The sequence below is a fragment of the Paenibacillus anseongensis genome, assembly GCF_009757995.1.
Classification (GTDB): domain Bacteria; phylum Bacillota; class Bacilli; order Paenibacillales; family NBRC-103111; genus Paenibacillus_E; species Paenibacillus_E chondroitinus.
In genome coordinates this window covers 216,872-240,000 of record NZ_WSEM01000023.1, presented here as the reverse complement: position 1 = coordinate 240,000, position 23,129 = coordinate 216,872, and the positions used below count along the sequence as shown (strand labels likewise).

Sequence of the window (23,129 nt, the reverse complement as noted above, 5' to 3'; positions counted from 1 at the left end):
GTGATCATTCAGATATGCTAGTCATCAATCAACGCGAGGTTCTGGAATTGCTGTCCATGTCAGCTTGCATGGAAATCATGCAGGCTGTTTTGGCAGATTTGACGAATGGAGATGCCGTTCAATCGCTAAGAAGCGTTGTTCCACTGCAGGGGAGTCATGTTATGGGACTCATGCCGGCTTACTTGAAGCGGGAAGAGCGAGTGGGTGCCAAAGTGATTACCGTGCTGCCGGATAATCATGCGAAAGGGATGCCTTCGCATCAAGGGTTTGTTTCTTTGTTTAATTCAACCAACGGTCAATTGGAAGCCATTGTCGATGGTACCAAAATCACCGCGATCCGCACAGCGGCCGTCAGCGCGGTGGCGACTCGGCTGCTGGCGAGACCGGATGCCAGCACACTGGCGATGATCGGGACAGGCGAGCAAGCCAGAACGCACATCGAGGCGATGATGCTGGTTCGCCCGATCGAGAGGATTACGGTATGGGGGCCGAACCCGGCCCATGCCCGGAAGTTGAAGGAAGAGACGGAAGAGCGGTACAACCTTCCGGTCGAGGCCGTTTCCTCCGCGGCGGATGCCGTACGGGACGCGGATATTATTTGCACGGTGACGGCGTCGACGACACCTATTTTGCAGGAAGCGTGGATCAAGGAAGGCGCTCACATCAATGCTGTCGGTGCCTGCCGGGCGAAGGACCGAGAGCTGGATACCGAACTCGTGCGTCAAGCGGAGTTGTTCGTCGATCGCCGCGAGTCCGCCGTGAACGAAGCGGGGGATTACTTGATTCCCCTGAGCGAAGGGGCGATCGGGGAAGAGCATATTTTAGGAGAAATCGGAGAGCTATTGATCGGGCTTAAGCCGGGTAGGAGTTCGAGCGCAGCGATTACACTTTTTAAATCATTGGGGCTGGCTTGTGAAGATCTGGCAGCTGCTCATTATATTGTGCAAGAAGCGGTTCGTAGAAATAAAGGCACACAAATTGCATTTTAGGAGCGATTGTAGATGAAGACGAATCTCACGGAAGGCTTGTATCCTTTTCACTTAACGCCAGAGCAGGAGGACCGTGCGAGCCGGCTTCATGAAAACAGCATCCTTATTGATCTGCTGTTTCAAGGTCCATTGTCGCCTCAAGCGATCCCTGCGCAGATCTCCGAAAACATCCGTGAAGCCTGCGAGCCTTACCGGGATGAACCGATGGTGTACAGCGGCATGCCGAGCAAAATCATTCACGATATGGCGGCACGCGGGGAGCTTCCGGCATTCAAGGAAGAGTGGTACCGTTCAGGCATTACCGCGGGTAATCGCCAACTGAACATATCCGATATAGAGGGTCTTGTGACCAGCATGGGCGAAATACAGCGCCAATTCGATGCGAATGATTGGTTGGTCAAAGTGCTTAAGGCTGAAGATATTCGCGCCGCCAAAAGCAGCAATAAAAAAGCGGGCATCGTAACCGCGCAGGAAACGGATGGTTTGGGCAAAAATCTCGCCTTGCTTGATGCGCTCTATCATTTCGGTTTGCGTGTTTTGCAGCTCACGTACAACAATCAGAACTACATTGCTTCCGGCTGCGCGGAGCAGGCCAATGGCGGTGTCAGCAATTTCGGTGCGCGCTTCATTCGCAGAATGAATGAGCTGGGTATCATCGTCGACACCAGCCATTGCGGCAAGCAAACGACGATGGATGCATGCCGGCTTTCGACGGCGCCGGTGATCGCTTCCCATACTGGCGTAGAGGCTCTCTTTGGCCATATGCGCTGCAAAAGCGATGAAGAGCTCCAGGCGATTGCTGGAACCGGCGGCGTTATCGGCGTTTTTGCGATGCCGTGGTTCGTTTATCAGGACCCGAATGAAACGACAATCGAGCATGTGCTGGATCATATCGATTATGTGGTTCGGCTGGTCGGCGTTGACCATGTCGGCATTGGTACGGATTGGCCGATGAGCGATGTGGAGTGGTCTTTGGTGTATTTTAAAGAGCATATCGCACCGAGAATTGGCTTTGCCAAAGGGGACGGACCGTCTACCGAAACGGTGAAGGGACTGGAAAAGTACAGTTACTTTATCAATTTTACCCGTGGCTTGGTTGCAAGAGGGTATAGCGATGAAGTCGTTCAGAAGATTATGGGCGGCAACTGGCTGCGTGTTTTTGAACAAGTCTGGGGATAGGAGTTAACGGGGATGAGCACATATTTTCAGTCAACAACGTTTAATTTGTATTGTGCCGGTGTGTACGAGGGGAAGATCCGTTTTGCCGAAAAAGCGATTATGCACGCCAAAGTGGATGCTCGCAGGAGAACACAAATGCAGGAAAATGTCCTTCCGGAGAGGACGCCATACATATTGCCTTTTTCCAAAATCAGGTCGTCCTTGGCGCATTATGAGCAAGCCGTTTGGCAGGGAGACGAGGTTACGCTTGGCAATGGCGACCTTTATGTACGACATGTGAGCTATACGGCTGTGGCAGGCGTGGCGGGACGAGCGGGACGAGCGGGACAATTGGCAGGAACAGAGCAATCAGGACAAGAGAAGACATCTCAAGTTTGGGCGATGCGGAAGGATACGGCGCTCGACATCGTGACCGTAGATGGACGCATCATCGCGTTCGTGGCGCCGAACCGGTACGGCATGGAAGTGCTCGTGGCGGAAGGGCACGAAGCGTTGACCCCGCTTGTTGTGTACGAAGATCCACTCCTCTCGAAGCCGGAGTTTGGCGTGAACGATCTGGGCACCTTCCTCGTTCCGATGCGGGACGGCGTACGTCTGGCAACGGACGTGTACCTGCCTGAGGGTACTCGATCCCCGCAGGGGCTGCCGACGATACTCATTCGCACATGTTATGATCGCAACTTGCGTAAAGAGTTTTTCAAGCGTTGGGCGAACAAGGGGTACGCCGTCGTCAATCAGGATGTCAGAGGGCGTGCAGATTCCGAGGGAGAGCTGGTTCCGTTCTTTTATGAGCGGGACGACAGTGCGGATACGATCGACTGGATCGTGTCGCAAGAATGGTCAAACGGCAGCGTCGGCATGTGGGGCGCGTCCTATCTCGGATATGTTGTGACCGCAGCATCTACGAGCGGCCATCCGAATCTGAAGGCAGTCGTCAATGAAGTGAACGTAGGATCGCCATTTGTGGATACGGTACGTAAAGGCGGAACCGTATGCTCCTGGCCTTTGCTCTGCTGGACGCTTGCGCAGTCTGTTGGAACAAGGACGGATTTTGATATTTTTGCGGGTAAAACCGTTGATCCGGAGAAAGCCGTAGACGCCAGACCGATCAGGGAGGTTCCCCAGCAGATGATTGGCAGAGCTTCTGGCCCTTGGGATCTGTGGAGTGAGCATCCGGAATATGATGATTTCTGGAGAAATTGCACCTTTACGGAGCGTGGCGATCAGGTGAAGGTGCCGATGTTCGTCATCTCCGGTTGGTACGACGGAGACAGCGCAGGCGTATCGGAGACATGGAGGATGCTGACCAAGCATGATGTCCCCAACCGGAAAATATGGCTTGGACCGTGGGAGCACGGCCCTAACCGAGCAAGAGATCTGCTCGGTACCAGCTTCAGCAACGATGCGGTTGTTTACGATTATGACGTAAACGTGCTGCGCTGGTTCGACAGGTTCCTGAAGGAGCTGCCCAATGGCATCGATCAAGAGGCAAGGGCGAAATATTACGTTGTTGGAAGCAACGAGTGGCGAACGTCCGAGGATTGGACGCCTGCGGAGGCGCAAATCAAGAACTTTTATCTGGGGAGTAAAGGTCGGGCCAACTCCAGTCATGGAGACGGCGTGCTGATGGAGGCTCCTTCTCAGCAAAGTCCTGCGGATACATTTGTGTATAATCCCGAGGATCCTGTTGCTGACAGCGGTGAAAGAGAGCCGGAGAACATGCGGAAGCATGAGCTGCGCAGCGATATTCTCGTATATTCGAGCGCTGTGCTGGAGCGGGATTTAACCGTAGCGGGCGAGTTGTCTTGTGAACTATATGCGGCAAGCACCGGTGTTGATACGGACTGGGTCGTTACTTTGAGCGACGTCGATGCGCAGGGTAACTCGATTAAGCTTTCCAATTACATCGTGCGGGCGAAGTACCGTGGTGGATTGGATAATCCAGAGCTGCTTACGCCTGGTAAAATAGAGAAATACGCGATATTCATGCAAAATATCGCCCACACGTTCCGCGAAGGCCACAAATTGCGGTTCACGGTGACATCGTCGAGCAAGTTTATCGCGTTTCCTAACACGAATACCGGCATCAACCCTTATGAGGATCCGAAGCCAGTGATCGTGCAGCAAACGATTTACCACTCGGAGGAATATCCGAGTCATGTGAAGCTTCCGATTATTTTGTAATCGGGAGAGAATAGCGGGGAAGAGAAGACACCTGAAGAGGTGTCTTTTCATTTATGTAAGAGAACGATAATCCGCGTAAAGCTGAATTACAGCTAGAGCTCAACAATCAAACCGTCATAAGCAACCTCAATCCCATGAGGCTGAAAAATGTCAACCAAATCCTCATGCAGCAGCCCCGCATTATGAGAGAAGTGAGTCACGTAGATTTGTGCACCCGGCTTCAATACGCCGACTTCATCCATCCATGTTTTCGTTTCGAGTACGGCATCCACGTTCATATGATTGTTTCTGTGTCCCACTCGGCCTGTTGTGCATTCCAGGATAACCAAGTCGAACTGCTTATTCTTCAGCCAAGCCCACGTTTCATCCGGGAACCACCCGCTGTCGTTGCCATACAAGATAGTTTTCCCATTCTTTTCGATGGAATAGAGCAAGCAGGTTTCGAGAGGATCATGATCCGCCAGCAGTGGAACGACCGTCGCCGTTTGCGTCTCTACAGTCTGGAACGGAATCACACGGTGGAATTGATAGTTGTGCTTCAGTCCATTCAGTGCTTGAAAGATGAGGCGGAATGGAAGGTCATGTCCGTAAACATGCATGGTTTCTTCGCCTGATTGGGCGTAGCCTTTCGCGCGAATGGCCATATCTTCAGCATATAGATGGTCTGAGTGTGAATGGGTGATGAGCAGATCCTTTACGCTGTTCATATCAATTCCGTACTGCAGCGAGTGCATCAAGGTATCGGGCGGAAAATCGACCTTCAAGTCATGGTCAAACATGACGGAAGTACGGGAACGAATATTTTTCCCTCCGCGTTCGCGGGCTTGTTTGCAGGTAAGACATTGGCAGAAGAGCGAGGGGATGCCCTCATATGCCGCTGTTCCCAGAAAATGAACCTTCATGAATAAATCCTCCTTAGCGCTTAGAACATTGTTGTTTCATGATAGTTTAGTGTTGTTTATTGTGTGAATGTTGTTGGATTCTTGTTGTTTATTGCCAATTGTATCCCCGCTTGGCAGCGCTGTCAATGGAGAAAAATGATTACTAAGGTTCCAAACAAAGGGAAGAATAAAAAAACAAATCCCGTTGGTTGGAGGTCATCAGCAATGTTTAAATTGAAAGAACGGGGCACAACGGTGCCGACGGAACTCATGGCAGGGGTCACGACGTTTTTGACGATGGTTTATATTGTGATTGTGAACCCGGGGATTCTAAGCAAGGCGGGGATGGATTTCCACGGGGTGTTCATTGCGACGGTGTTGGCAAGCATTGTGGCGACGCTGATTATGGGGCTTTTTGCGAATTACCCGATTGTGCTTGCTCCGGGAATGGGGTTGAATGCGTATTTTGCTTTTAGCGTCGTAGGAGGAAGCGGTGTCAGCTGGCAGACTGCGCTTGGTGCTGTTTTTGTCGCAGGAGTCTTGTTCATTGTGTTATCGTTGACTTCTTTCCGATATATGCTGCTGGACGCGATTCCTACAAGCTTGAAGCATGCCATCACTGCGGGGATCGGCTTGTTTATCACATTTATCGGCCTGCAAAATGCCAAGGTCATCGTAGCTTCTCCCTCAACGCTGCTAACATTAGGTGATCTTAGAGAACCCATGACCGCATTGACGATCATTGGCCTTATCGTCTCGCTGATCCTGATGGCTTATCAGGTGCGTGGCTTTTTGTTCTTCGGCATGTTAATTACCGCTGTATTGGCTTGGATTATGGGACTGTTGACAATGCCGGAAGCATTCATTGCAGCACCGACGGGGCTTTCTGCGACGGCTTTTCAGCTAGACATCAGCGGTGTTTTTTCGGGCGGGATGTACGCTGTCATTTTTACATTTTTATTGATTACGCTATTTGATACAACGGGAACGATGCTTGGGGTTGCTGAGCAAGCGGGGCTTCTCAAGGACAATAAATTTCCGCGCTCAAGAGGCGCGCTGCTGGCCGATGCGATAGGGACCTCGACGGGGGCTTTGCTTGGAACGAGTCCCACCTCCGCGTATATTGAGTCCAGTTCCGGCGTTGCTGTAGGCGGGAGAACCGGACTGACGGCGATCACGGTGTGCGTATTGCTGGCCTTAACCTTGTTCTTCTCGCCAATCATTGCTGTGCTTGCCAGCATTCCGGCGATTACTGCGCCTGCATTAATTATCGTCGGTTTCCTTATGATGAATGTGCTGCGAAAAATAGAGTGGCAGGACTTGGAGGAAGCCTTTCCGGCTTTTCTAATCGTGGTGTTGATGCCCTTGACGTATAGTATTGCAACCGGAATTGGCATCGGATTTATCGTATATCCGGTATTAAAGCTGCTACGCGGAAAAAGAAGCGATGTGCACCCGATATTTTATCTATTTGCGGTGCTATTCTTTATTCAGATTGTGTTTTTCAGTCATTGAGCAAAAAAATTGCCTAATAAATAAATGAATGTAACGGGGGCACCTTAACCGGTGTCTTTTTTTATAGTGGCTAGCTTATCGCGGACGGAGGTCTCCAGCTTATAGATTCGCTGCTTCTCGTCATTGACTTGACGCAAGAGGGAAACCATGGAGCTTAGGGTGCTTTGGACCCCGGTCGCATCCCCTTTCTTGGCGCTTTTTTTAAAAGCGCTCCATAGCGGAGACAGGCTTTTGCGAGAGGATTGGACAGCGCTCATTTTGGCTTTTATTTGCACGTTAGTCGGGTTGATGTCATCGAGACGTTCACGTAAACCTTTCGTTGCTTTGGAGGCTTTATCCTTGGCAGCCCGGTGGGCTTTCTCCTTCGATTGAATGTCTGCGCGCGCTAGCTGGGCGGGAATTTTTAAAGCTGTGGCCTGAATGCGGAGCATGGTGTTCAAGCTTTTATTTTTGAGCGGCCGCACGTCTTCGATTTGTTTATTAATTGCGGTGTAACGGGATAATAATGGTTTGTAGCGCTCCCTAGTTCGCAAAACCTCCTCTTCCAGCTTGGCTAGTTGAGCAGCGTCGATTGTTTTAGCCTGTTTACTTAGCGCTGTCAGTGCCTCTTTATTCTGGTTGTGCTGCAGCGTAATTGAATGATCCCATTCTTCTTCCTGCTTCTGAAGGGTGAGCAGTTCATCCTGTAAAGAGTGGATACGATTGGTTTGAGCTTGGGTGGAAGCGGCTAGCGTTTTATCCAAGAGTCCGGCTGTGAAGTTGAACGGAGCTGCTGCAGACGCCTCCCCCGGAAGGGCTGAGACTAGAACAAAAGCGGCGAGAAGTACAGTGAATAGGTTCAGATACAAGCCTCCTTAAACTTTCGAGGAAAGACAAAAAAAGCACCTGCAAGAATAGGCATTAGCCTTATCCTACGGGTGCTTCCCAACGTAAGTTTTCGCTCGAAATATGATAAATGTACTATATCAAGCGACCGCGCAAAGTGTCAATACGAACACCAAAATTTGCTCACGGAGCTTTCGTACTTTACACTAGATAAGACTGGTAAAATAACCACGACTAAAGGATGGAACTGCCATGATGACTCAACTTTCTATGAATGATTTGAAACGATTTAAGCACGAAATTACAAGGTTTATGATGACGTACAAATTCGCATTGGACGCCATGGAAACCCGCGTAGAAATCTTAGTGCAGGAATTCGAGATGCTGCATGAATATAACCCTATCGAGCATACCAAATCCCGCTTGAAATCGCCCGAGAGTATTTTTCATAAGCTCAGTAGGAAGGGAGGGGACATGTCTTTTGACGGGATCAAAGCATGTGTGAAGGATATTGCCGGCATGCGGATTACATGCTCATTCGTCTCGGACATCTATGCCATCTCCAATATGCTCAAAAACCAAAGCGACCTGAAGGTGCTGGGGGAGAAAGATTACATCAAGCATCCGAAACCGAATGGCTATCAAAGTCTTCATTTGCTGGTTGAAGTGCCGGTGCATTTGACGGATCGGCAAGAAAGCGTGTGTATTGAAATTCAAATACGCACCATCGCGATGGACTTTTGGGCCAGCCTGGAGCATAAAATATTTTATAAGTTCAATGAAGGCAATCAAGCTGTGCCAGCGCGATTGTTGGAAGAGCTTAGACAAGCGGCTATGGCAGCATCTGCGCTTGATCTGCAAATGGAGCGTCTGCATGCGGAAATCGAAGAGATTAAAGAAGAGCAGACGTCCGACATTTTGGCGAGTGACGCGCTCAATAAGATTGTCATTAACAATCAGCAGTTTGCGCTGCCGCAGGCATTGTTGGAGCTTTTGAGTGATGATGACGGAAAGTAAGATTTTATCCTGCAAATGGATGCTTTGCCTGCGTACTTCTGTGCTATAATGAAAGGATTGGAACAGAAGGGTGTTGCTTCGGACATGCAGGTATTTGAGGATTGGAATCAAAAAGTGAAAACAACGTTCAACGCAACAAGTAATGAAGTAGTATTAACGGTAATGGAAGCTGGGAAATCGTTAGGTCTGACCAAGGATCAGATGAAGCAGTATGTAGACAAAAACAATTTAACCAAGGTGCCAATTATGAGAAGTGTACATCGCTACTTGCTGTTGAAAAGCGAGATTGATGAGATTGTGGGGAAATCATGAAAAACGGCGAACAAACGTATGCAAATCACCGCAGAATGCATCCATTGTTTCACTATGTGTTCTCTTTGTTAGCGTTAATTCTATTGGTTACGTCAATCGTAGAGTTAATTAGATCCTTGCAATCAGGGGAACAATTGCTGCCTTCATTTCTTTTTCTACTCATTTCTATCATTGTGATCATTGTATTTCTGCTGATTCGTACCTATCCGTTGAAAGCACAGGATCGTGCGATTCGTGCAGAGGAGAATCTCAGGCACTATGTGTTAACTCAAAAGCTGCTGGATACGAGATTAACAGTTGGTCAGATCGCTGCGCTGCGCTTTGCCTCCGACGAAGAGTTTCCTGCTCTATGTCAGAAGGCGGCTGACGGGCAATGGTCATCGGATACGATTAAGAAATCCATCAAGAGCTGGAGAAACGACGATTATCGCATATAGGTTGAAAGGGGCTTCCCAGAAGGGTCATATCTGACCTTCTGGGAGAGCCCCTTTATTTGTTGCGCAGACGTTCCTTGCGCAGCAGGTAAATAAAATACGGCGCGCCGATCACGGCCGTCATGATCCCTACAGGCACTTCCCGCGGGAGGATGATGATGCGGCCGAGGAGGTCGCCGAGCAGCATCAAGTCCGCGCCGACGACAGCCGCGAGCGGGATCAGCCACTGATGCCGGCTGCCGACGAGGCTGCGCGCGATGTGCGGGGCGATCAGGCCGATGAAGCCGATCGCGCCCACTGCCGACACGGAGATGCCGGCCAAAGCAACGGCAAGAAGCAGCAGCAGGAAACGCTGCTTCACGATGTTGAGGCCCAGCGAGGCGGTGATGTCGTCGCCAAGCAGAAACACATTCAGCTTCGCAAAATTCGCCCACACGATGGGCAGGAGCACTGCGATCCACGGCAGCAGGGTGTAGACATCGTGCCAGCTGCGGCTCCACAAGCTGCCGGAGAGCCAGAGCAGTGCCATGTTGATATCGCTGGGATGCCTGATAATCAAGTACTGTGTGCCAGCTTGGAACACAGTACCGATCGCTACGCCCACCAAAGCTAATGTGGAGGGGCTGAGCGTTAACCGGCGGCTGAGCAGCAGCAGAAGCAGGAAGGCCATGAAGGCGCCGGCGAAAGCCGCAATCGGCAAGACGTAGCTTGGCGATTTGGGGAATAGAAAGAGCACCGCTGCCGCCATGAAGCCGGCCCCTTTCGTAATTCCCACGACGTCAGGGCTGGCCAGCGGATTTCGCACTAAGCCTTGCAGAATGACGCCGCCGGCAGCTAGCCCGAAGCCCGCTAATATCGCAACCAGGACGCGGGGCAAGCGGACTTGATGCACAATGAAGTAGGACTGGCTTTGTGCATCCGTCAAACTGGACCATACCTCACCAAACGGAATACGCACAGCGCCTACGTGGACATACAAGGCCGTTAATACAAACATGATAATCAAAGCCACAATTAGTGAGATGGAGGAGGTGTGTGTGTATTTTCTCACTTTGCACCTCCTTGCTTACGTGCCAAGTATATGAAATATGGCGCACCGATCACTGCAGTCACAATACCGACCGGGGATTCGAAGGGAAAAGCAATGAATCTGCTGAGAAAGTCGGCATAGACGAGCAAAATTCCTCCGAGCAGAGCCGTCATTGGCCCTAGAATATGCAGGTTCGGCCCAATCATCGCCCGGGCGATGTGTGGAACAAGCAAACAAATGAAGCCGATCGGGCCGCATAGGGCTACGGCAGATCCGGCGAGCAGGAGCACAAGCACGATACTGATGCCGCGCACGATGTTGACGCGCTGGCCTAAGCCTGCCGCAATGTCATCATCAAGCAGCAGCAGCTTGAACGCCGGCAGCATCAGGCTGAACAACGCCATCCCCCCTATGAAGAAGGGGAAAATGATTCGCACGTCCGACCACCCTGCTTGATTCAGGGAGCCGACAAGCCAGAAAATCATGCTATCCGTGGCATGCTGATTCATAATGATGAAGCCTTCCGTCAAGGAGGACATGAGGAAGTGGATCGTGATGCCGGCTAGCGCCAGGCGCACATATTGCTGGCGTCCTGCGCCCGCTAACGACCAGATCAGCAGCGCGCTCAGGGCGGCCCCGACAAAGGCAAAGCCGATGAGCCCAAAGTTACCAAAATGGTGCAAGATAACAAGTCCGATCACAACGGCTAACGCCGCCCCGGCATTAATCCCGAATATATGGGGGGATGCCAAGGGATTTTTGGTTGTGATTTGAGTCAACATACCCGCCAAAGCTAGCTGCATCCCGACGATACACGCCATGATGGCGCGTGGTAAGCGAAGCGTTTGGATGTACAGGTGGGCTTTGTCGCTGCCCTGATAAGTCACCGCTTCGTACAAAGTGCGCCAGGAGACATAGGCCTGGCCCCATTTCAAATTGCAAATCACGCCGATCAGCATCACAAGAACAGCGGCAGAAAATAGGAAGAGCAGAGGCCATTTCTGGCTCTGCTTCTCAGTTCTAGGCTTCATTGGACTATTGCCCCAAATTCTTCACGACATCATCAAGAATTTTCTCGGATCCGAGGAATCCGCGCGAAAGAGACCAGTCACGACGCTCTACAGTAAATACTTTCTTGTTAGCTACAGCGTCAATTTTCTGCCATAGCGGATTTGTTTCCCATTGTTTAACAATCGTTTCTTTCTCCGTTGGCATCAGGAACAGCACTTGCGGATTTGCTTCTACGAGCTGCTCAAGTGTAATTTGCGGGTAGGCAGCGGCATTTTTAACTGGATCTGTGTAACCAAGCATTGCTAGGAAAGAACCGCTGTAAGCGTGGTCCGAATGTGCGAAGAATCCTTTGGGATTCACAACCGCTGGAAGTACGCGAAGGTTTGTAGCGGTTAGTTTCTTTTTCACCGCATCAACTTTAGCTTGGTGTTCAGCTAGACGTTTCTTCCCTTCCTCTTCCTTACCGACAGCTTTGGCGATGATGCCAACGTTTTTCAGCATTTGATTGTAGTCAGCTTGGAAATCATCCAATACAAGGACCGGTGCAATACCTTTAAGCTGGGCGATGGCATTCTTATGTTTGTTGATGTCAGCAATGATTAGGTCCGGTTTCAATGAGGAGATTAATTCAATGTTCGGCTCGTAACGGGAGCCTACGGACTTGTAGGTTTTGAGTTGGGCTTTGACAGAATCCATCAATAGATCCGGGCTGTCATCATCCGCAACACCAACTGGCTGTACGCCCAGTGTGACGAGGATGTCCGTGAATCCGAATTCCATTGCTACGATGCGTTCGGGTTTTTTAGGCAGTTCAAGTGTTCCTGTTGCATCCTGTACGGTGATTTTTCCGTCCGCTTGAGCGGCAGGTTTCTGGCTGGCTGCGGCAGGCGTAGTTGTTGCTGCTGCGGTTTCGGTATTCGTCGATTTGCCGCAAGCCGCTAGGCTCAGTGCAAACACGGTGATCAATGCGAGCAGGCTAAAACGAGTAAAAAAGTGTTTCATTTTGTTGACTCCCCCATGACAATGATTATTATTCTCATTTGAAATAATACGCTCAATTGCCGCGTATGGACATGTCTGATTTGCATAATCAGCATGTCTAATTATTAGATTAATTATGGTTGGCGATGAATTCCGACGGGGAGGTGCCGGTCTTCTTTTTGAATACTTTGCTGAAATGGAAATAGTCGATGAATCCGACGCGTCCTGCCACTTCTTTGGCCAGTAAATCGGTGTGAAGAAACATTTGCTTCGCTTTCTCAATGCGCAGGGTGTATAAGTAATTCATCATCGTCATCCCTGTTTGTTTTTTAAAAAGAACGGTAAAATAGCCGACACTCATACCTGCCCGTCGAGCCAGCATCGGAAGCGAAAGCTTCAACATATAATGCTCGTTCATATAGGAAAGGATTTCCTCGATGGATTCGTTGGATGACTTCTTGTCCTGAGTTAAATGAGATTCATATAGATAAATGAAAAGAATACGCTCCAGCATCATGCGCTTGCGAATCGTTTGAGCGGCTATTTCCTCTGCCGACAGTGGATGGATGTCCTCCGTTGTCCGGAGCAGCTCGTCCAACATATAGTGGATTTTGATTTCACTCAAGGTTGTGAGAGGGCCATGCAAAGACCAAGGGTAACCGTCAGGTATCATCCTGTAGGTGATAACGATGTATTCGGCGGTTTTGGTTTTGGGAACTTGTATAGTGTAGGGACCATGCTCGGGATGGCAGGCATAGGCTTGCGAACAAACCGATGGTTCCTGGTTATTCTGATGCAGCGTTATATGACCGCGACGAACAATAATAAGCTGGTACATGCCAGCTGGACATCCGAGTGTAAGGGAGGTGCTGCACGTCTCGATCTGCTCAATGAGCGGGACGAGGGGGATAAGCTGTTGAAAATTCATATTCGGAATCCTTTCCAATCCTAGAAAATGCTTTCTTTGATAGTGACACAGAAAGGGGCTTGCAACAAGTGGAGAAAATTTGCAAATGAGGGCGAGTTCCGGCTGAATCTGTCGAAAGGTGGCTACTTGGGGGACTAGCGAATGAGCTGCTATGGGTGGGGTTTGTGGCATTTTAACCTTGGCGAGCCAGTAAACATGAAAAAAACCGTCTCAAAAGTAGAAATCTCTACTTTCGAGACGGCTCTCGCGTGATTATAAGGCGTAGACGCTTCTAATAATAATTTCGGGCAGTTCGGCTTGTTGAGCGTAGTACTGCTCAGGTGTGATACTGCCGCTGGACAGGCGCTCGTTGAGCTGTTCGATGAGCTCAGCGAGCTGAAGATCAATTACTTTTTGCACATCGACCTTATTCGCCTCAGCGATATCGGCCAGTGACAGCCCATTATATTGGGCATTGTAGATGTCTTCCTCGGAAGCTAGCCCAAGAACGTGGAGCAGGTCATATTTTGCGGCTAAAAGTTGTTTTTCCATCATAGATACCACCGTAGACAGGTTATAGTCCAGCTGTTGGATTCAGCTGGAGGTTGTGTTCCCAAAAGGGTCCTGCTCCAGTATATGCAGGGGTTCGCGATATGGCTTGGGGACTTACCTTATTACACCAATTGATCGTGATTGAATCACGGAAAAAGAAAAAAAAAGCTATCCCCCAATCTTGCAAGCAAGATCACGAAGGGATGGCTCTTTATCGTTTTTTCTACCCTTGCCAAGCACCTATAATGATGCCGCCGATGACATAGGCCACCAGGTGGTAGCCGACGGTGATGAAGTATAGAGGGAGCTTCGCGTTTTCGAATAGGTAATTCATGCCGATTTTCAGAGAGATACTCAGTCCGATCAACGCGCCGACCGCAAGTCCGGATACCCAAGTGGTTTCAGTGCCCATCGTGGCGCTTCATTCTTGTAAATGAAGTTTCTCTTCGATCTGGTACGAAAGTATACCATCGACCCCCCACCAATGTAGCAGTAATAAATTACTCTTGTGTGGGAAGGCGCAAAGTGTATGCTGAGCTACAATAAATTTGTAAGCAAGTGCAGAACACGAAGGAGGCAGGGCAGCGCGATGATCCGTTTTAAACGAAAAGTGATGATCGGTTCATTGAGCCTCTCGACTTTCCTCATCATGAGTACGGCCTATGCCTACTCCGATGCAAGTTTGCCGCTGCAAAACTGGTATAAGGCGAGTTTTCAGACGGGCAAGAGCGAAGTGGACAGCAAAGCTATGCGTGCTTTGAACGAAAGCAGACAAGCCATGCAAGCAGGGGTAGATGAGATGCTCTCAAGCAATGCCGCCAGACTGAGGCAGGTTCAGGGCGCTCGGAGCCAACAAGCGAGGAACCGCGTAGAGGCGGTTAGCCAAGACTACGCAAGTCAAATTGAAAGCATAGCGGAAGAGCTGACGAAGACCGAAGGGCCGGCGCAATTTGACAAGTATGTCCTTGCTTCGAATGAGAAGCTGGACCGTGAAGTAGATGAGTTGGCTGTTCAGGTGCTTCGGGAATTAACGTTAACATCAGGGAAGTAGACCATCTTTGTGAATTATGATTCAACAAATAAAATGATGCCAAGGGAGATTGATGAACGATGAAAGCATTGAAAAGTAAATTAGCAGTTGGGGTTATCGCAACAGGATTAGTAGCGGGTATGGGAACAGCTTTTGCAGCAACAGACGCTGGCGGTCAGCTTCAAAGCTGGTATAACAGCGCCACTAAAGTAACAAAAGCTTTAGTAGCTGGAGACGTTGCAAGCTTCGTTGCTTCCAATAACGACAAGATGGTTTCGGATTATAAAGCGATCAACAATGGTGCTGTGAATGATGTAAAAACAGCAGGCACAACAGAAACGACACAAACGCAAGGCGCTATCAACGGTCAAGTAACGACGTACTCCAATGCCATTGACGCGAAAAAAGGAAGCATTGTAGCTAACATGCCTGGCGAGTACGACAAAGTCGTAAGTGATGCCAACAACTTTAACAATGGTGTTATCGATGGCCTTGGATTTGCCGGCAAACTAGACATCATCCACGATGTAAACGAGCAAGGCAAAAAATCCTTGAATGCTCTGGAAGCTGGCGTTGCAACAACGCAAACGCAAGCGGCGGCGACATTGACTACAAAAATTGAAACGACAAAAACAGAGCTTAACAACTTGCTGAGCCAAGAAAGAACAGCAGCATCCAAAGAAATTAAAGATAACTTAACAGCTAAAATTGCAGCTAAATTGGCAGAACTTCAAAAGCTTGCTGATGATCTGGAAGCAGCTAACATTAAAACAATTACGGATAAAGGCGACGCTCTTGAAGCTTCTGGTAAAACAGCTCTGGAGAACATCGTACTTAACGGTTTGAAATAATAAAATGCCTTAAGCGGACGGGCCCCGGTTTCGGGGCCATACGCTTACTTTGAGAAAAGGGAGGAATGGACATGATGAGCAGAAATGAGAAGAAGCGTAAGATGAAGTCCAAGCGAATTGTCGCAGCCGGAATTGTTTCTTTAACTGTCGTTCTCACGGCGTCCGCTGGAATTTCCTATGCGGATATGGATATTGCCGGTGCAATGGCTTCTTGGTTTAACAAGAAGACGGAGCAGGTCATCCAAGGATTGGATCAATCCATGAAATCAGAGACGGATGCGCAGAAGGAAATGTTAAAGAAAGAATTGCAGCTTCGACTTGAAGCATCCACTAGAAGTCTTCAATCTTTCACAGATACGCAGAAACAGCTTCATCTGCAGGCACTCGAGCAGCATGCACAAAGCCTGCTTGCCGGCACGGAGGTCAAAACGGAGCAGGACCGCAAACAAATTTTGGATAAGCTGCAAACCATTCTCGACAGCGCTAAAGATGCCATGGACTCATTAGCAGGCAGCTATGTACCGCCGGCTGTGGTTTTCACGCAGAGCCCGCCTATCATTTTGGTAGCGCCGCCACCTAGCGCACCAGCGATACCGCCTGCAGCACCGCCTGTAGTACCGCCGTCAGTAGTACCACCTTCAGTACCACCTTCAGTACCACCTGCGGCACAACCGGAGATCCAACCTCCGACTGTCATTTCGGATGTCTATGGGCAGCAGCAGAAGTAAGATGCAAGTGTAAATCATGTCGCGTACAATCGATCATAATTTAGCAAGAAAGTTAGCGAGGGTGGGAAAGCATCATGGCAGATGAAGTTTTGGCACGTAAGAAGCCGGCAGCGACTAGGCATAAAAGTGAATTCTGGGGTTGGGTTCGATTCATTTTACTGCTCTCTCTAGCCTTTATATTGATTAATAACATGATAGGACTGACGAGGGTTTCCGGTAATTCCATGAATCCAACGCTGCAAAGCGGCAATGTTCTGCTAATGAATAAAGTATCGCTATTTTTTAAAACGCCAAAGTACGGCGATGTGGTCGTTATCAAGGATGACCGCTTAGAATTCAGCATTATAAAACGTGTCATTGCCGTTCAAGGCGATCGCATATTCATTCGAGATGGCGTCATCTACGTTAACGAAACACCGCTGCCTGAGCTGTATACAGCCGGCAAATCGGAAAATATGGACGTACAGACGATTCCAAGCGGCTACCTGTTCGTAGTTGGAGACAATCGCAACTTGGGAGAAAGCAAGGATAGCCGTGACCCCTCGCTGGGTCCTGTACACATCAAAGATGTGAAAGGTTATGCCATCTTCTCGCTGCTGCCGATGCATCGGATTGCGGAGCCTCTTGACCTGTAAAGCCAAAAAAAGATCCGGCGGGTTATCCCGGCGGATCTTCCTTTATGTATAGGTAATTAACGCTGCATTTCGAATTGAACTAACCCTTTGGACAAGGCATATAAGGCGGCTTGCGTCCGATCCGCTAGCTCTAACTTGGCCAGAACCTGGCTCACGTGCTTCTTGACGGTGAACTCCGTGATATAGAGGGCGTTAGCAATTTCCTTGTTCGAGCGGCCTTTACCGAGCGACATCAACACTTCAAGTTCTTTGGGAGTCAGTTCAGACAACTCTTGCTTTTCTCTGCCTGATTTATGCTCCATAATCGACCCCATTAATACCGGATCATAGTACTTACGACCGCGAGCGACAACTTCAATACCGTATAACAAATCTTCTGGAAACGCTTCCTTTAAACAGACGCCTTCAATTTGCATAGACTGTGCGAGCTGAAGCTCACTTTGCGTGATGGATGAAGTTAAAATGATATATTTACAAGCATGTCCAGCCCTGCGTGCCTCTTGTATGAAGTCGATGCCGTTCTCATTCCCCAGATTCAAATCTACGAGCACAAGATCGGGGTTCGTCTGATCCAGAAGTCGTAAAGCCTCCGTCGTATTCGCTGCTTCCCCAACAATATTCATGAACTGACCAGATGAAACAATGGTGCAAATACCTTTGCGAACAAGCGGATGGTCATCAAGGATAATCATATTCATCGATTGGTTTCCCTCCAAATTGATGCGATCTATGCTATACTGAAACTAGGTATAATTTCCTAGTGCTTTTTACCTATGATTGTTGTTGACTGCTTCATTGTATAACAAATGTAGTCGAAAGACCATTAAGAATTGATAAAGTTTAGGAGTATTTGTCGATGTTTCTAACTACCAAATCGAGCTTGTATGTATTTTTTGGAGGCAGATGGGTGCTGCTGTTGATGGGGCTCCTGATTTATACCAAATCGGGGAACGTGACGCCGGGATTGTTGTTGGCGGCGGTTCTTTTTCACACGGCCTACAGTCTGTTATATCTTTTTAAAATGGGTAAAAAAGCCGCGATTGCAGCATCTGCTGTTGATATCGGTTTTGGAATTTACCTGCTTTGGCTAACAGGAGGGTTGTCCTCACCGTTCTTAATCTACTGTTTTACCGGTCTATTAATGGTCAAACGGTTTGTGACATGGCGGGGGTATTACCGGATCTCTTTTTGTTATGCGCTTTTACTCCCGTTCATCTTTGCGCTGACTTCTGAGAGGGCTGCGTACATCTATCTGCTGAACCATTTTGATTATAGCTTTGTTGTTCTCGGTTACTTTTGTTTGATAAGTTTTGCACATTACACCATCCAAGCAGTACGTAAACAATACCGCAAGCTGGTGATGATTTATTCCTCTCGTTTTATGGCTCGACAGCCGAGGAAGCAGGGGGGCATTCTTTATTTAGAAGGGCTGCTCAAGAAAATTTTGGATGAGCGTGAAGTCATTCTCTGTATGGAAAGCGATAGACAGAACGAGAAAGCGCTGAGCTGGAAACATACCTATTTCACGAACTATATGAAGCAAAATACGTCGCTGCACGGTCAGAGGATGTATGCCCAATTACCATCTCCTACAGGTGAATTAGAGTCGCTGTACATCCAGACGCTGCTCGATCGGGGCGGGAAATCCTATGGCTGGCTGTTGGTGAAGGCGGAGAAAAATGAATTATCTATCCTGCACAAAATGTACATCCAGTTCCTTCTTATAAGGCTGGAAGCCATTCATTTCAGCGACGAGGAGCTGCTGGAAGCAGAGGAAGCCGCGGTCGCGATAGAGCGCAATACGATTGCACAAAACATTCATGACGGCATCACACAAGAGCTGTTCTTCATCTCTATTCAGCTGTTTCAGTTGAAGAATGCCCTACCTGCGCATGCGCGTGATGAAATGCTTCCTTACGTAACCGAGATCGAGAAGAAGGTGAAGGAAAGCCACCGCGATATCCGGCAATTCATTACCGAGCTTAAGGATGAAAAGAGAACGCTGAATCTCCATTACGCGATTGAAAAAATGCTGCAGCGCATCACAGAACACACGGGGGTAAAGCCAATTTTTGAACATATCGGTTGGGTTTCGCAAGAACAGGTGGACGTTGAAGGCGCGATTTATCACTTGGTGGAAGAAGCGGCCAATAACGTCATCAAACACGCAAAAGCGAAGCATCTCCACGTTACGATTGAGGTTACGAGCGTGCAATGGACGGTAATGATTAAGGATGACGGAATCGGAATGAAGTCCGTGGACAGGCATCAAGAGGGAAGGTTTGGATTAGGCGGTATGGAGAGCCGGATTAGGGCTTTGAATGGCTCAATTACATTCCAATCTGAGGAAGCTATGGGAACAACAGTTACCGCATATATACCGCGCGAAAGGAGCACAGCTTATGCATAAAGTCATTATTGCCGATGACAGTTCCATCGTAAGGGCAGGTCTCCGCATGCTGCTGGGCAGCTGTGGTGCTTACACGGTAATGGGCGAAGCTGCCAATGGCAGTGAAGCGATTGAGCACGCCCTCTCATTCGTGCCGGATCTGCTGCTGACGGATCTCAAAATGCCAGGCATACCGATTATTGATGGTGCGAAGGCGCTTAAGAGCATCTATCCGCAGATGAAAATCATTATCCTGACCGCATTTGATGAAAGTGAGGATATTTATCGTGCCTTCCAAGCCGGTGTGGACGGTTATTTAATGAAGGATACGAGCCCAGAGGTCATATTGTCGACCATTGATGAGGTTATGAAAGGAATTTCTTATTTCCAATGCAAAGAGTTCGGAACCTATCCAGTCTCCAAAAGGAGTTCGCTTATATGAACTTGCAGCGCCTCGGGAATCAGCCCGTCGATCAACTGATGATGTTCATCATTGCAAGTATGGCTTCGTTATGCACGATTGGCGGGATGCTCTACTGGCTTGTTATCCGAGACTCGGAATCATATCTTTATATGGTAACTTCGCTCACGGCGTCGCTTTTCTGTTGGGGAATTCTTGTCATTCAAAAGAACTTGCCCAAAGAGAATGTGTATACAAAGCTCATATCTCCATTGATCATCTTCGTTGTTGTTGTCGTGACTACGCTGTACAACCCTTTGTCCTTGTGGCACATGTGGGTGGCGATTGCCTTTTGTCCCATTTTGCTTAGTTTGCTGGTAGATTCCAAAATATATGTATACGGCTGCCTCATTGTTATGATGTACGTCGTGCTTCTCACTATATTCGGGCCAACTTCTGTTATAGTTGGAGACATTTCACCGATTATTGCTGCCATAACCAGAGGTGTGTATACATTTGGAAGTGCGATCTTGGGAGGAGTCATCCTTGTTTCACGCAACCAGTTCAAAAAACGTGTCGAAGCTTTGGCTTTCCAGCAGCAGAAACAGCAGGTGATTAACCTTCTGCAAAGTTTTATTCCCGTTGGCGAGCGGAAAACCCAGACGTCGCGGAAAGAAATCGGAGAGATGAGCATGCTGCTCAAATCACTGGTGAAGGCTTATGGGGGATTGCGCGTGCAGGAATGGGAAATTGATCTGCTGTCGCTTCTGCATTTTGTTAGCAGGGTCAAACTGCCGGATTATATGTTCGAGAAGGAAGGCAAGTTGTCCGAATTCGAATTCGAAGTTGTCCAGGAGCACTGCTACATGGCCAAGGAATTATGCGAAGGCATCCCTGACTTTCAAGAGGTGGAGAAGGCATTCCTGTATCATCATGAAAAAGTGGACGGCACCGGCTACCCGTATCAGCTTGCTGGGGACCAAATCCCGCTGCTATCGCAGATGCTAGGATTAGTGGAAGTATTCCTGGCGCTAACGACGCCGCGTTCCTACAGGCAAGAGATGTCCCAACGTGAAGCCTATGCCGAAATTCAAAAGCTGGTGGGGCATTCGTTCCGCGCGGATATCGTGGAGATTTTTGGGGAAATCATTGATTGAATCGATTAGCTCTTTCGTACCTAATATCCAATATTACCCTGCTCGAATCACGCCTACTCCAGCCTTTTCTGTGGAATATTAGTAACAGTCTATGAAGGCTGAACTCAACCACAGAAGGCAAGGAGTGAATCTGCACCCGTGAATTACATCCGTATCCTTACCGTCGTGATGGCGATGCTGTTCGGACAGGCCATGCTCGTATCCGCTGACGGGTCTTATCATTTCGGCTTCAAAAAAAGCACCAAAGGACAACGTCCCTCCATTGATGAAGAAGGCTTCAAGAATCTGTTGAAGCAGCATGGAGCTATTTTTACAGGTGATCTAACGGTCAAAGAATTGTACCTGACGTTTGATAATGGTTATGAGCAGGGGTATACAGGCAAAATTCTGGACGTGCTAAAAGAAAAGCAAGTGCCAGCGATCTTTTTTGTGACCGGCCATTATATCAAAACCGAGCCGGAGCTGCTTAAGCGCATGGCGCAAGAGGGCCACTTGATTGGCAACCATTCTTGGAGCCATCCCGACATGAGCCAAATTTCCGCTGAGCGGATCAAGAAAGAGCTCGATCAAGTGAGGGATGGCGTGAGCGCGGTCACTGGGCAGAAGGAGATGCATTATTTGCGCACGCCGCGGGGCATCTTCAACGGTCAGTCGCTAGCCGTCAGCCAGCAGATGGGCTACACGAACGTGTTCTGGTCCATTGCGTACCGCGACTGGGAGCCCAAGCAGCAAAAGGGCTGGGAGTATGCGTATAGAAATGTGATGGCGCAGCTGCATCCTGGCGCGGTGATTTTGCTGCATTCCGTATCCAAAGATAACACGGAGGCACTCGCCAAAATCATTGACGACGCCAGAAGTCAAGGCTATCAGTTCAAGAGCTTGGACGAGATGAAAACTCGTACACCGTAAAATGAAAAAGGATGCCCCTTGGGCATCCTTTTTTGCTGCTGTTCGTGGAGGCAGCCGCCTCTGGCTCCACGTTCAGTGGAATAGATGGAAGAATCCATTAAGCTCCTGCAGGCTTGCTTAAATAGTTCTCTACCGTCGACTGCGATTTTTTATCCTGCAGCCATGTGGTGGAGAGGGAAGCCAGTTTCTGAGTCGTGATCGCCGACTTAATATCCTCTCTTTTCTCCTCCATGGTAGGGGTAGAAGCTGCTTTATGGTCTGTTACTTTAATGATGTCGTAACCCGTGCTTGTCTTAACAGCGCCGCTGGTTTCGCCAACTTTTAAAGCAAAGGCCGCGGTATCGAAAGCTTCGTCCATATTGCCGCTAGAGATGTAGCCAAGAGATCCGCCATTATCTTTGGTAGCTGTGTCTAAAGATTTGCTTTTAGCTATCGTGGCAAAGTCGGCCCCATTTTTCAAATCGGCTACAATAGCATCTGCCTCTTCTTTCGTCGCTACGGAGATATGAGAGGCTTGAACTTGCTCAGGAACCTTCAAGGTTTCGAGGTTTTCATCGTAATATTTTTTGATTTCATCATCTGTGATTGTGATTTGAGGCGTTAATATTTTTTTCAAAAGGACCTGCGACTTCATGCTTTTCTTGAGATCGTCGATGGTCATACCGTAAGAAGTGAGTGCTTGCTGGAACTCAGCGTCAGAACCATAAGAGCCTTTTACATTGGCAACTTCTTTATCAACATCTTCGTCGGTGACGGTGATGCCTGCTTTTTGACCTTCTTGATTAATGAGCTCCTCGGAAATCATGGAATCAAGAGTCTGCTGACCGCCGCTAGCGAGCATAGCTTGATATAACTGTTCGGAATTGATGCTGACGCCATTGACTTTGGCGACGGGCTCTACTGTCCCCGCGCTGCCCGCAGCGTGCTTAGTTGGTGGGTAGAAAGCGATATATGCGATAAGGCAGATCAGCAGGACAGCTGATACCCATTTCCATGTGCGATTAGATCTAATTTGTGTTTTATTCATAATTGCTCCCTTCAATGTGTGTCTCTGGATGACATGCTTCTATTATGCCTATGGAATCTGAAGCCCACATGAAGTCTAACTGAATGTTTTATGAAGGCTTAACCGGTTTCTGGAAGGAGAAAAGGTTTCTATTTTGAATTTAATTTGCATGCAATTTAATTGTTGACAAATTTAAATGAAATTGAT

General features: G+C 48.7%; 25 protein-coding genes. 15 read left to right on the top strand and 10 right to left on the bottom strand.

Annotation, left to right across the window (positions count from 1 at the left end):
- Positions 1–14: 14 nt before the first annotated feature.
- The 3 genes from GON05_RS27465 to GON05_RS27455 are packed head-to-tail and all read left to right on the top strand — an operon-like array spanning position 15 to position 4,352.
- The gene (locus GON05_RS27465; RefSeq protein WP_157323698.1) at positions 15–989 is read left to right on the top strand and encodes an ornithine cyclodeaminase family protein; all 975 of its coding nucleotides are present in this window, start codon (positions 15–17) and stop codon (positions 987–989) included.
- Positions 990–1,001: 12 nt separating this feature from the next.
- Positions 1,002–2,168, top strand: coding sequence for a dipeptidase (locus tag GON05_RS27460; protein WP_157323696.1), 1,167 nt, complete (start codon positions 1,002–1,004; stop codon positions 2,166–2,168).
- Between the two features lie 12 nt (positions 2,169–2,180).
- Positions 2,181–4,352: a CocE/NonD family hydrolase gene (locus GON05_RS27455; protein ID WP_157323694.1), complete on the top strand. Its 2,172-nt coding sequence runs from the start codon at positions 2,181–2,183 to the stop codon at positions 4,350–4,352.
- A 92-nt stretch (positions 4,353–4,444) separates the two neighbouring features.
- On the opposite strand, the gene GON05_RS27450 is transcribed toward GON05_RS27455, so the two are convergent.
- Positions 4,445–5,254 (bottom strand): MBL fold metallo-hydrolase, encoded by an 810-nt coding sequence (locus GON05_RS27450; protein ID WP_157323692.1) that lies wholly within the window; start codon positions 5,252–5,254, stop codon positions 4,445–4,447.
- A 204-nt stretch (positions 5,255–5,458) separates the two neighbouring features.
- Here GON05_RS27450 and GON05_RS27445 point away from each other — a divergent pair, with 204 nt between their 5' ends.
- Complete coding sequence (locus GON05_RS27445; protein ID WP_157323690.1) at positions 5,459–6,748, top strand: NCS2 family permease; 1,290 nt, start codon at positions 5,459–5,461, stop codon at positions 6,746–6,748.
- Positions 6,749–6,792: 44 nt separating this feature from the next.
- On the opposite strand, the gene GON05_RS27440 is transcribed toward GON05_RS27445, so the two are convergent.
- Positions 6,793–7,596: a hypothetical protein gene (locus tag GON05_RS27440; RefSeq protein WP_157323688.1), complete on the bottom strand. Its 804-nt coding sequence runs from the start codon at positions 7,594–7,596 to the stop codon at positions 6,793–6,795.
- Between the two features lie 229 nt (positions 7,597–7,825).
- Here GON05_RS27440 and GON05_RS27435 point away from each other — a divergent pair, with 229 nt between their 5' ends.
- The 3 genes from GON05_RS27435 (at position 7,826) to GON05_RS27425 (ending at position 9,339) form a co-directional block, all read left to right on the top strand.
- On the top strand, positions 7,826–8,590 hold the full coding sequence (locus tag GON05_RS27435) for a GTP pyrophosphokinase (RefSeq protein ID WP_127457085.1): 765 nt from the start codon (positions 7,826–7,828) through the stop codon (positions 8,588–8,590).
- Between the two features lie 84 nt (positions 8,591–8,674).
- Complete coding sequence (locus tag GON05_RS27430; RefSeq protein WP_127457084.1) at positions 8,675–8,902, top strand: DNA-binding protein; 228 nt, start codon at positions 8,675–8,677, stop codon at positions 8,900–8,902.
- Positions 8,899–9,339, top strand: coding sequence for a DUF6526 family protein (locus GON05_RS27425; RefSeq protein WP_157323687.1), 441 nt, complete (start codon positions 8,899–8,901; stop codon positions 9,337–9,339). The genes GON05_RS27430 and GON05_RS27425 overlap by 4 nt, the downstream gene beginning before the upstream one ends.
- Positions 9,340–9,391: 52 nt before the next feature.
- Here GON05_RS27425 and GON05_RS27420 read toward each other — a convergent pair whose 3' ends face one another.
- The 6 genes from GON05_RS27420 to GON05_RS27395 form a co-directional block, all read right to left on the bottom strand.
- Positions 9,392–10,333 (bottom strand): FecCD family ABC transporter permease, encoded by a 942-nt coding sequence (locus GON05_RS27420; RefSeq protein WP_157323794.1) that lies wholly within the window; start codon positions 10,331–10,333, stop codon positions 9,392–9,394.
- Between the two features lie 50 nt (positions 10,334–10,383).
- Entirely contained in the window at positions 10,384–11,397 is a 1,014-nt protein-coding gene (locus tag GON05_RS27415; RefSeq protein ID WP_157323685.1) for a FecCD family ABC transporter permease, read from the bottom strand.
- Between the two features lie 4 nt (positions 11,398–11,401).
- The gene (locus GON05_RS27410) at positions 11,402–12,379 is read right to left on the bottom strand and encodes an ABC transporter substrate-binding protein (RefSeq protein WP_157323683.1); all 978 of its coding nucleotides are present in this window, start codon (positions 12,377–12,379) and stop codon (positions 11,402–11,404) included.
- Between the two features lie 109 nt (positions 12,380–12,488).
- Positions 12,489–13,286, bottom strand: coding sequence for an AraC family transcriptional regulator (locus GON05_RS27405; protein ID WP_157323681.1), 798 nt, complete (start codon positions 13,284–13,286; stop codon positions 12,489–12,491).
- Positions 13,287–13,538: 252 nt separating this feature from the next.
- A complete protein-coding gene (locus tag GON05_RS27400) occupies positions 13,539–13,817 on the bottom strand; it encodes a hypothetical protein (protein ID WP_157323679.1) in 279 nt (92 codons plus the stop codon).
- A gap of 223 nt (positions 13,818–14,040) precedes the next feature.
- Positions 14,041–14,229 (bottom strand): DUF1761 family protein, encoded by a 189-nt coding sequence (locus GON05_RS27395; RefSeq protein WP_157323677.1) that lies wholly within the window; start codon positions 14,227–14,229, stop codon positions 14,041–14,043.
- Between the two features lie 177 nt (positions 14,230–14,406).
- On the opposite strand from GON05_RS27395, the gene GON05_RS27390 reads away from it, so the two are divergent.
- The 4 genes from GON05_RS27390 (at position 14,407) to lepB (ending at position 17,061) form a co-directional block, all read left to right on the top strand.
- Positions 14,407–14,868 carry a hypothetical protein gene (locus GON05_RS27390; protein WP_157323675.1) on the top strand — a complete coding sequence of 154 codons (462 nt, stop codon included), beginning with the start codon at positions 14,407–14,409 and terminating at the stop codon, positions 14,866–14,868.
- A 59-nt stretch (positions 14,869–14,927) separates the two neighbouring features.
- A complete protein-coding gene (locus GON05_RS27385; protein WP_157323673.1) occupies positions 14,928–15,698 on the top strand; it encodes a hypothetical protein in 771 nt (256 codons plus the stop codon).
- A 71-nt stretch (positions 15,699–15,769) separates the two neighbouring features.
- The gene (locus GON05_RS27380) at positions 15,770–16,426 is read left to right on the top strand and encodes a hypothetical protein (protein ID WP_157323671.1); all 657 of its coding nucleotides are present in this window, start codon (positions 15,770–15,772) and stop codon (positions 16,424–16,426) included.
- A gap of 74 nt (positions 16,427–16,500) precedes the next feature.
- A complete protein-coding gene (gene lepB, locus GON05_RS27375; RefSeq protein ID WP_157323669.1) occupies positions 16,501–17,061 on the top strand; it encodes a signal peptidase I in 561 nt (186 codons plus the stop codon).
- Positions 17,062–17,117: 56 nt separating this feature from the next.
- Here lepB and GON05_RS27370 read toward each other — a convergent pair whose 3' ends face one another.
- The gene (locus tag GON05_RS27370) at positions 17,118–17,759 is read right to left on the bottom strand and encodes a response regulator (RefSeq protein ID WP_127457074.1); all 642 of its coding nucleotides are present in this window, start codon (positions 17,757–17,759) and stop codon (positions 17,118–17,120) included.
- Between the two features lie 158 nt (positions 17,760–17,917).
- Between GON05_RS27370 and GON05_RS27365 the strand changes: the two genes are divergently transcribed.
- The 4 genes from GON05_RS27365 to pdaA all read left to right on the top strand — a co-directional run bounded on the left by GON05_RS27365 (position 17,918) and on the right by pdaA (position 21,916).
- Positions 17,918–19,471 carry a sensor histidine kinase gene (locus GON05_RS27365; protein ID WP_157323667.1) on the top strand — a complete coding sequence of 518 codons (1,554 nt, stop codon included), beginning with the start codon at positions 17,918–17,920 and terminating at the stop codon, positions 19,469–19,471.
- Positions 19,464–19,892 (top strand): response regulator, encoded by a 429-nt coding sequence (locus tag GON05_RS27360; protein WP_157323665.1) that lies wholly within the window; start codon positions 19,464–19,466, stop codon positions 19,890–19,892. The genes GON05_RS27365 and GON05_RS27360 overlap by 8 nt, the downstream gene beginning before the upstream one ends.
- Positions 19,889–21,007, top strand: a complete 1,119-nt coding sequence (locus GON05_RS27355; RefSeq protein ID WP_157323664.1) for an HD-GYP domain-containing protein — start codon at positions 19,889–19,891, stop codon at positions 21,005–21,007. Before GON05_RS27360 ends, GON05_RS27355 begins: the two co-directional genes overlap by 4 nt.
- 168 nt (positions 21,008–21,175) lie before the next feature.
- Entirely contained in the window at positions 21,176–21,916 is a 741-nt protein-coding gene (gene pdaA, locus GON05_RS27350; protein WP_157323793.1) for a delta-lactam-biosynthetic de-N-acetylase, read from the top strand.
- Positions 21,917–22,013: 97 nt separating this feature from the next.
- Here the strand turns inward: pdaA and GON05_RS27345 are convergent, their stop codons facing one another.
- Positions 22,014–22,943, bottom strand: a complete 930-nt coding sequence (locus GON05_RS27345) for a peptidyl-prolyl cis-trans isomerase (RefSeq protein ID WP_157323662.1) — start codon at positions 22,941–22,943, stop codon at positions 22,014–22,016.
- Between the last annotated feature and the right edge of the window lie 186 nt (positions 22,944–23,129).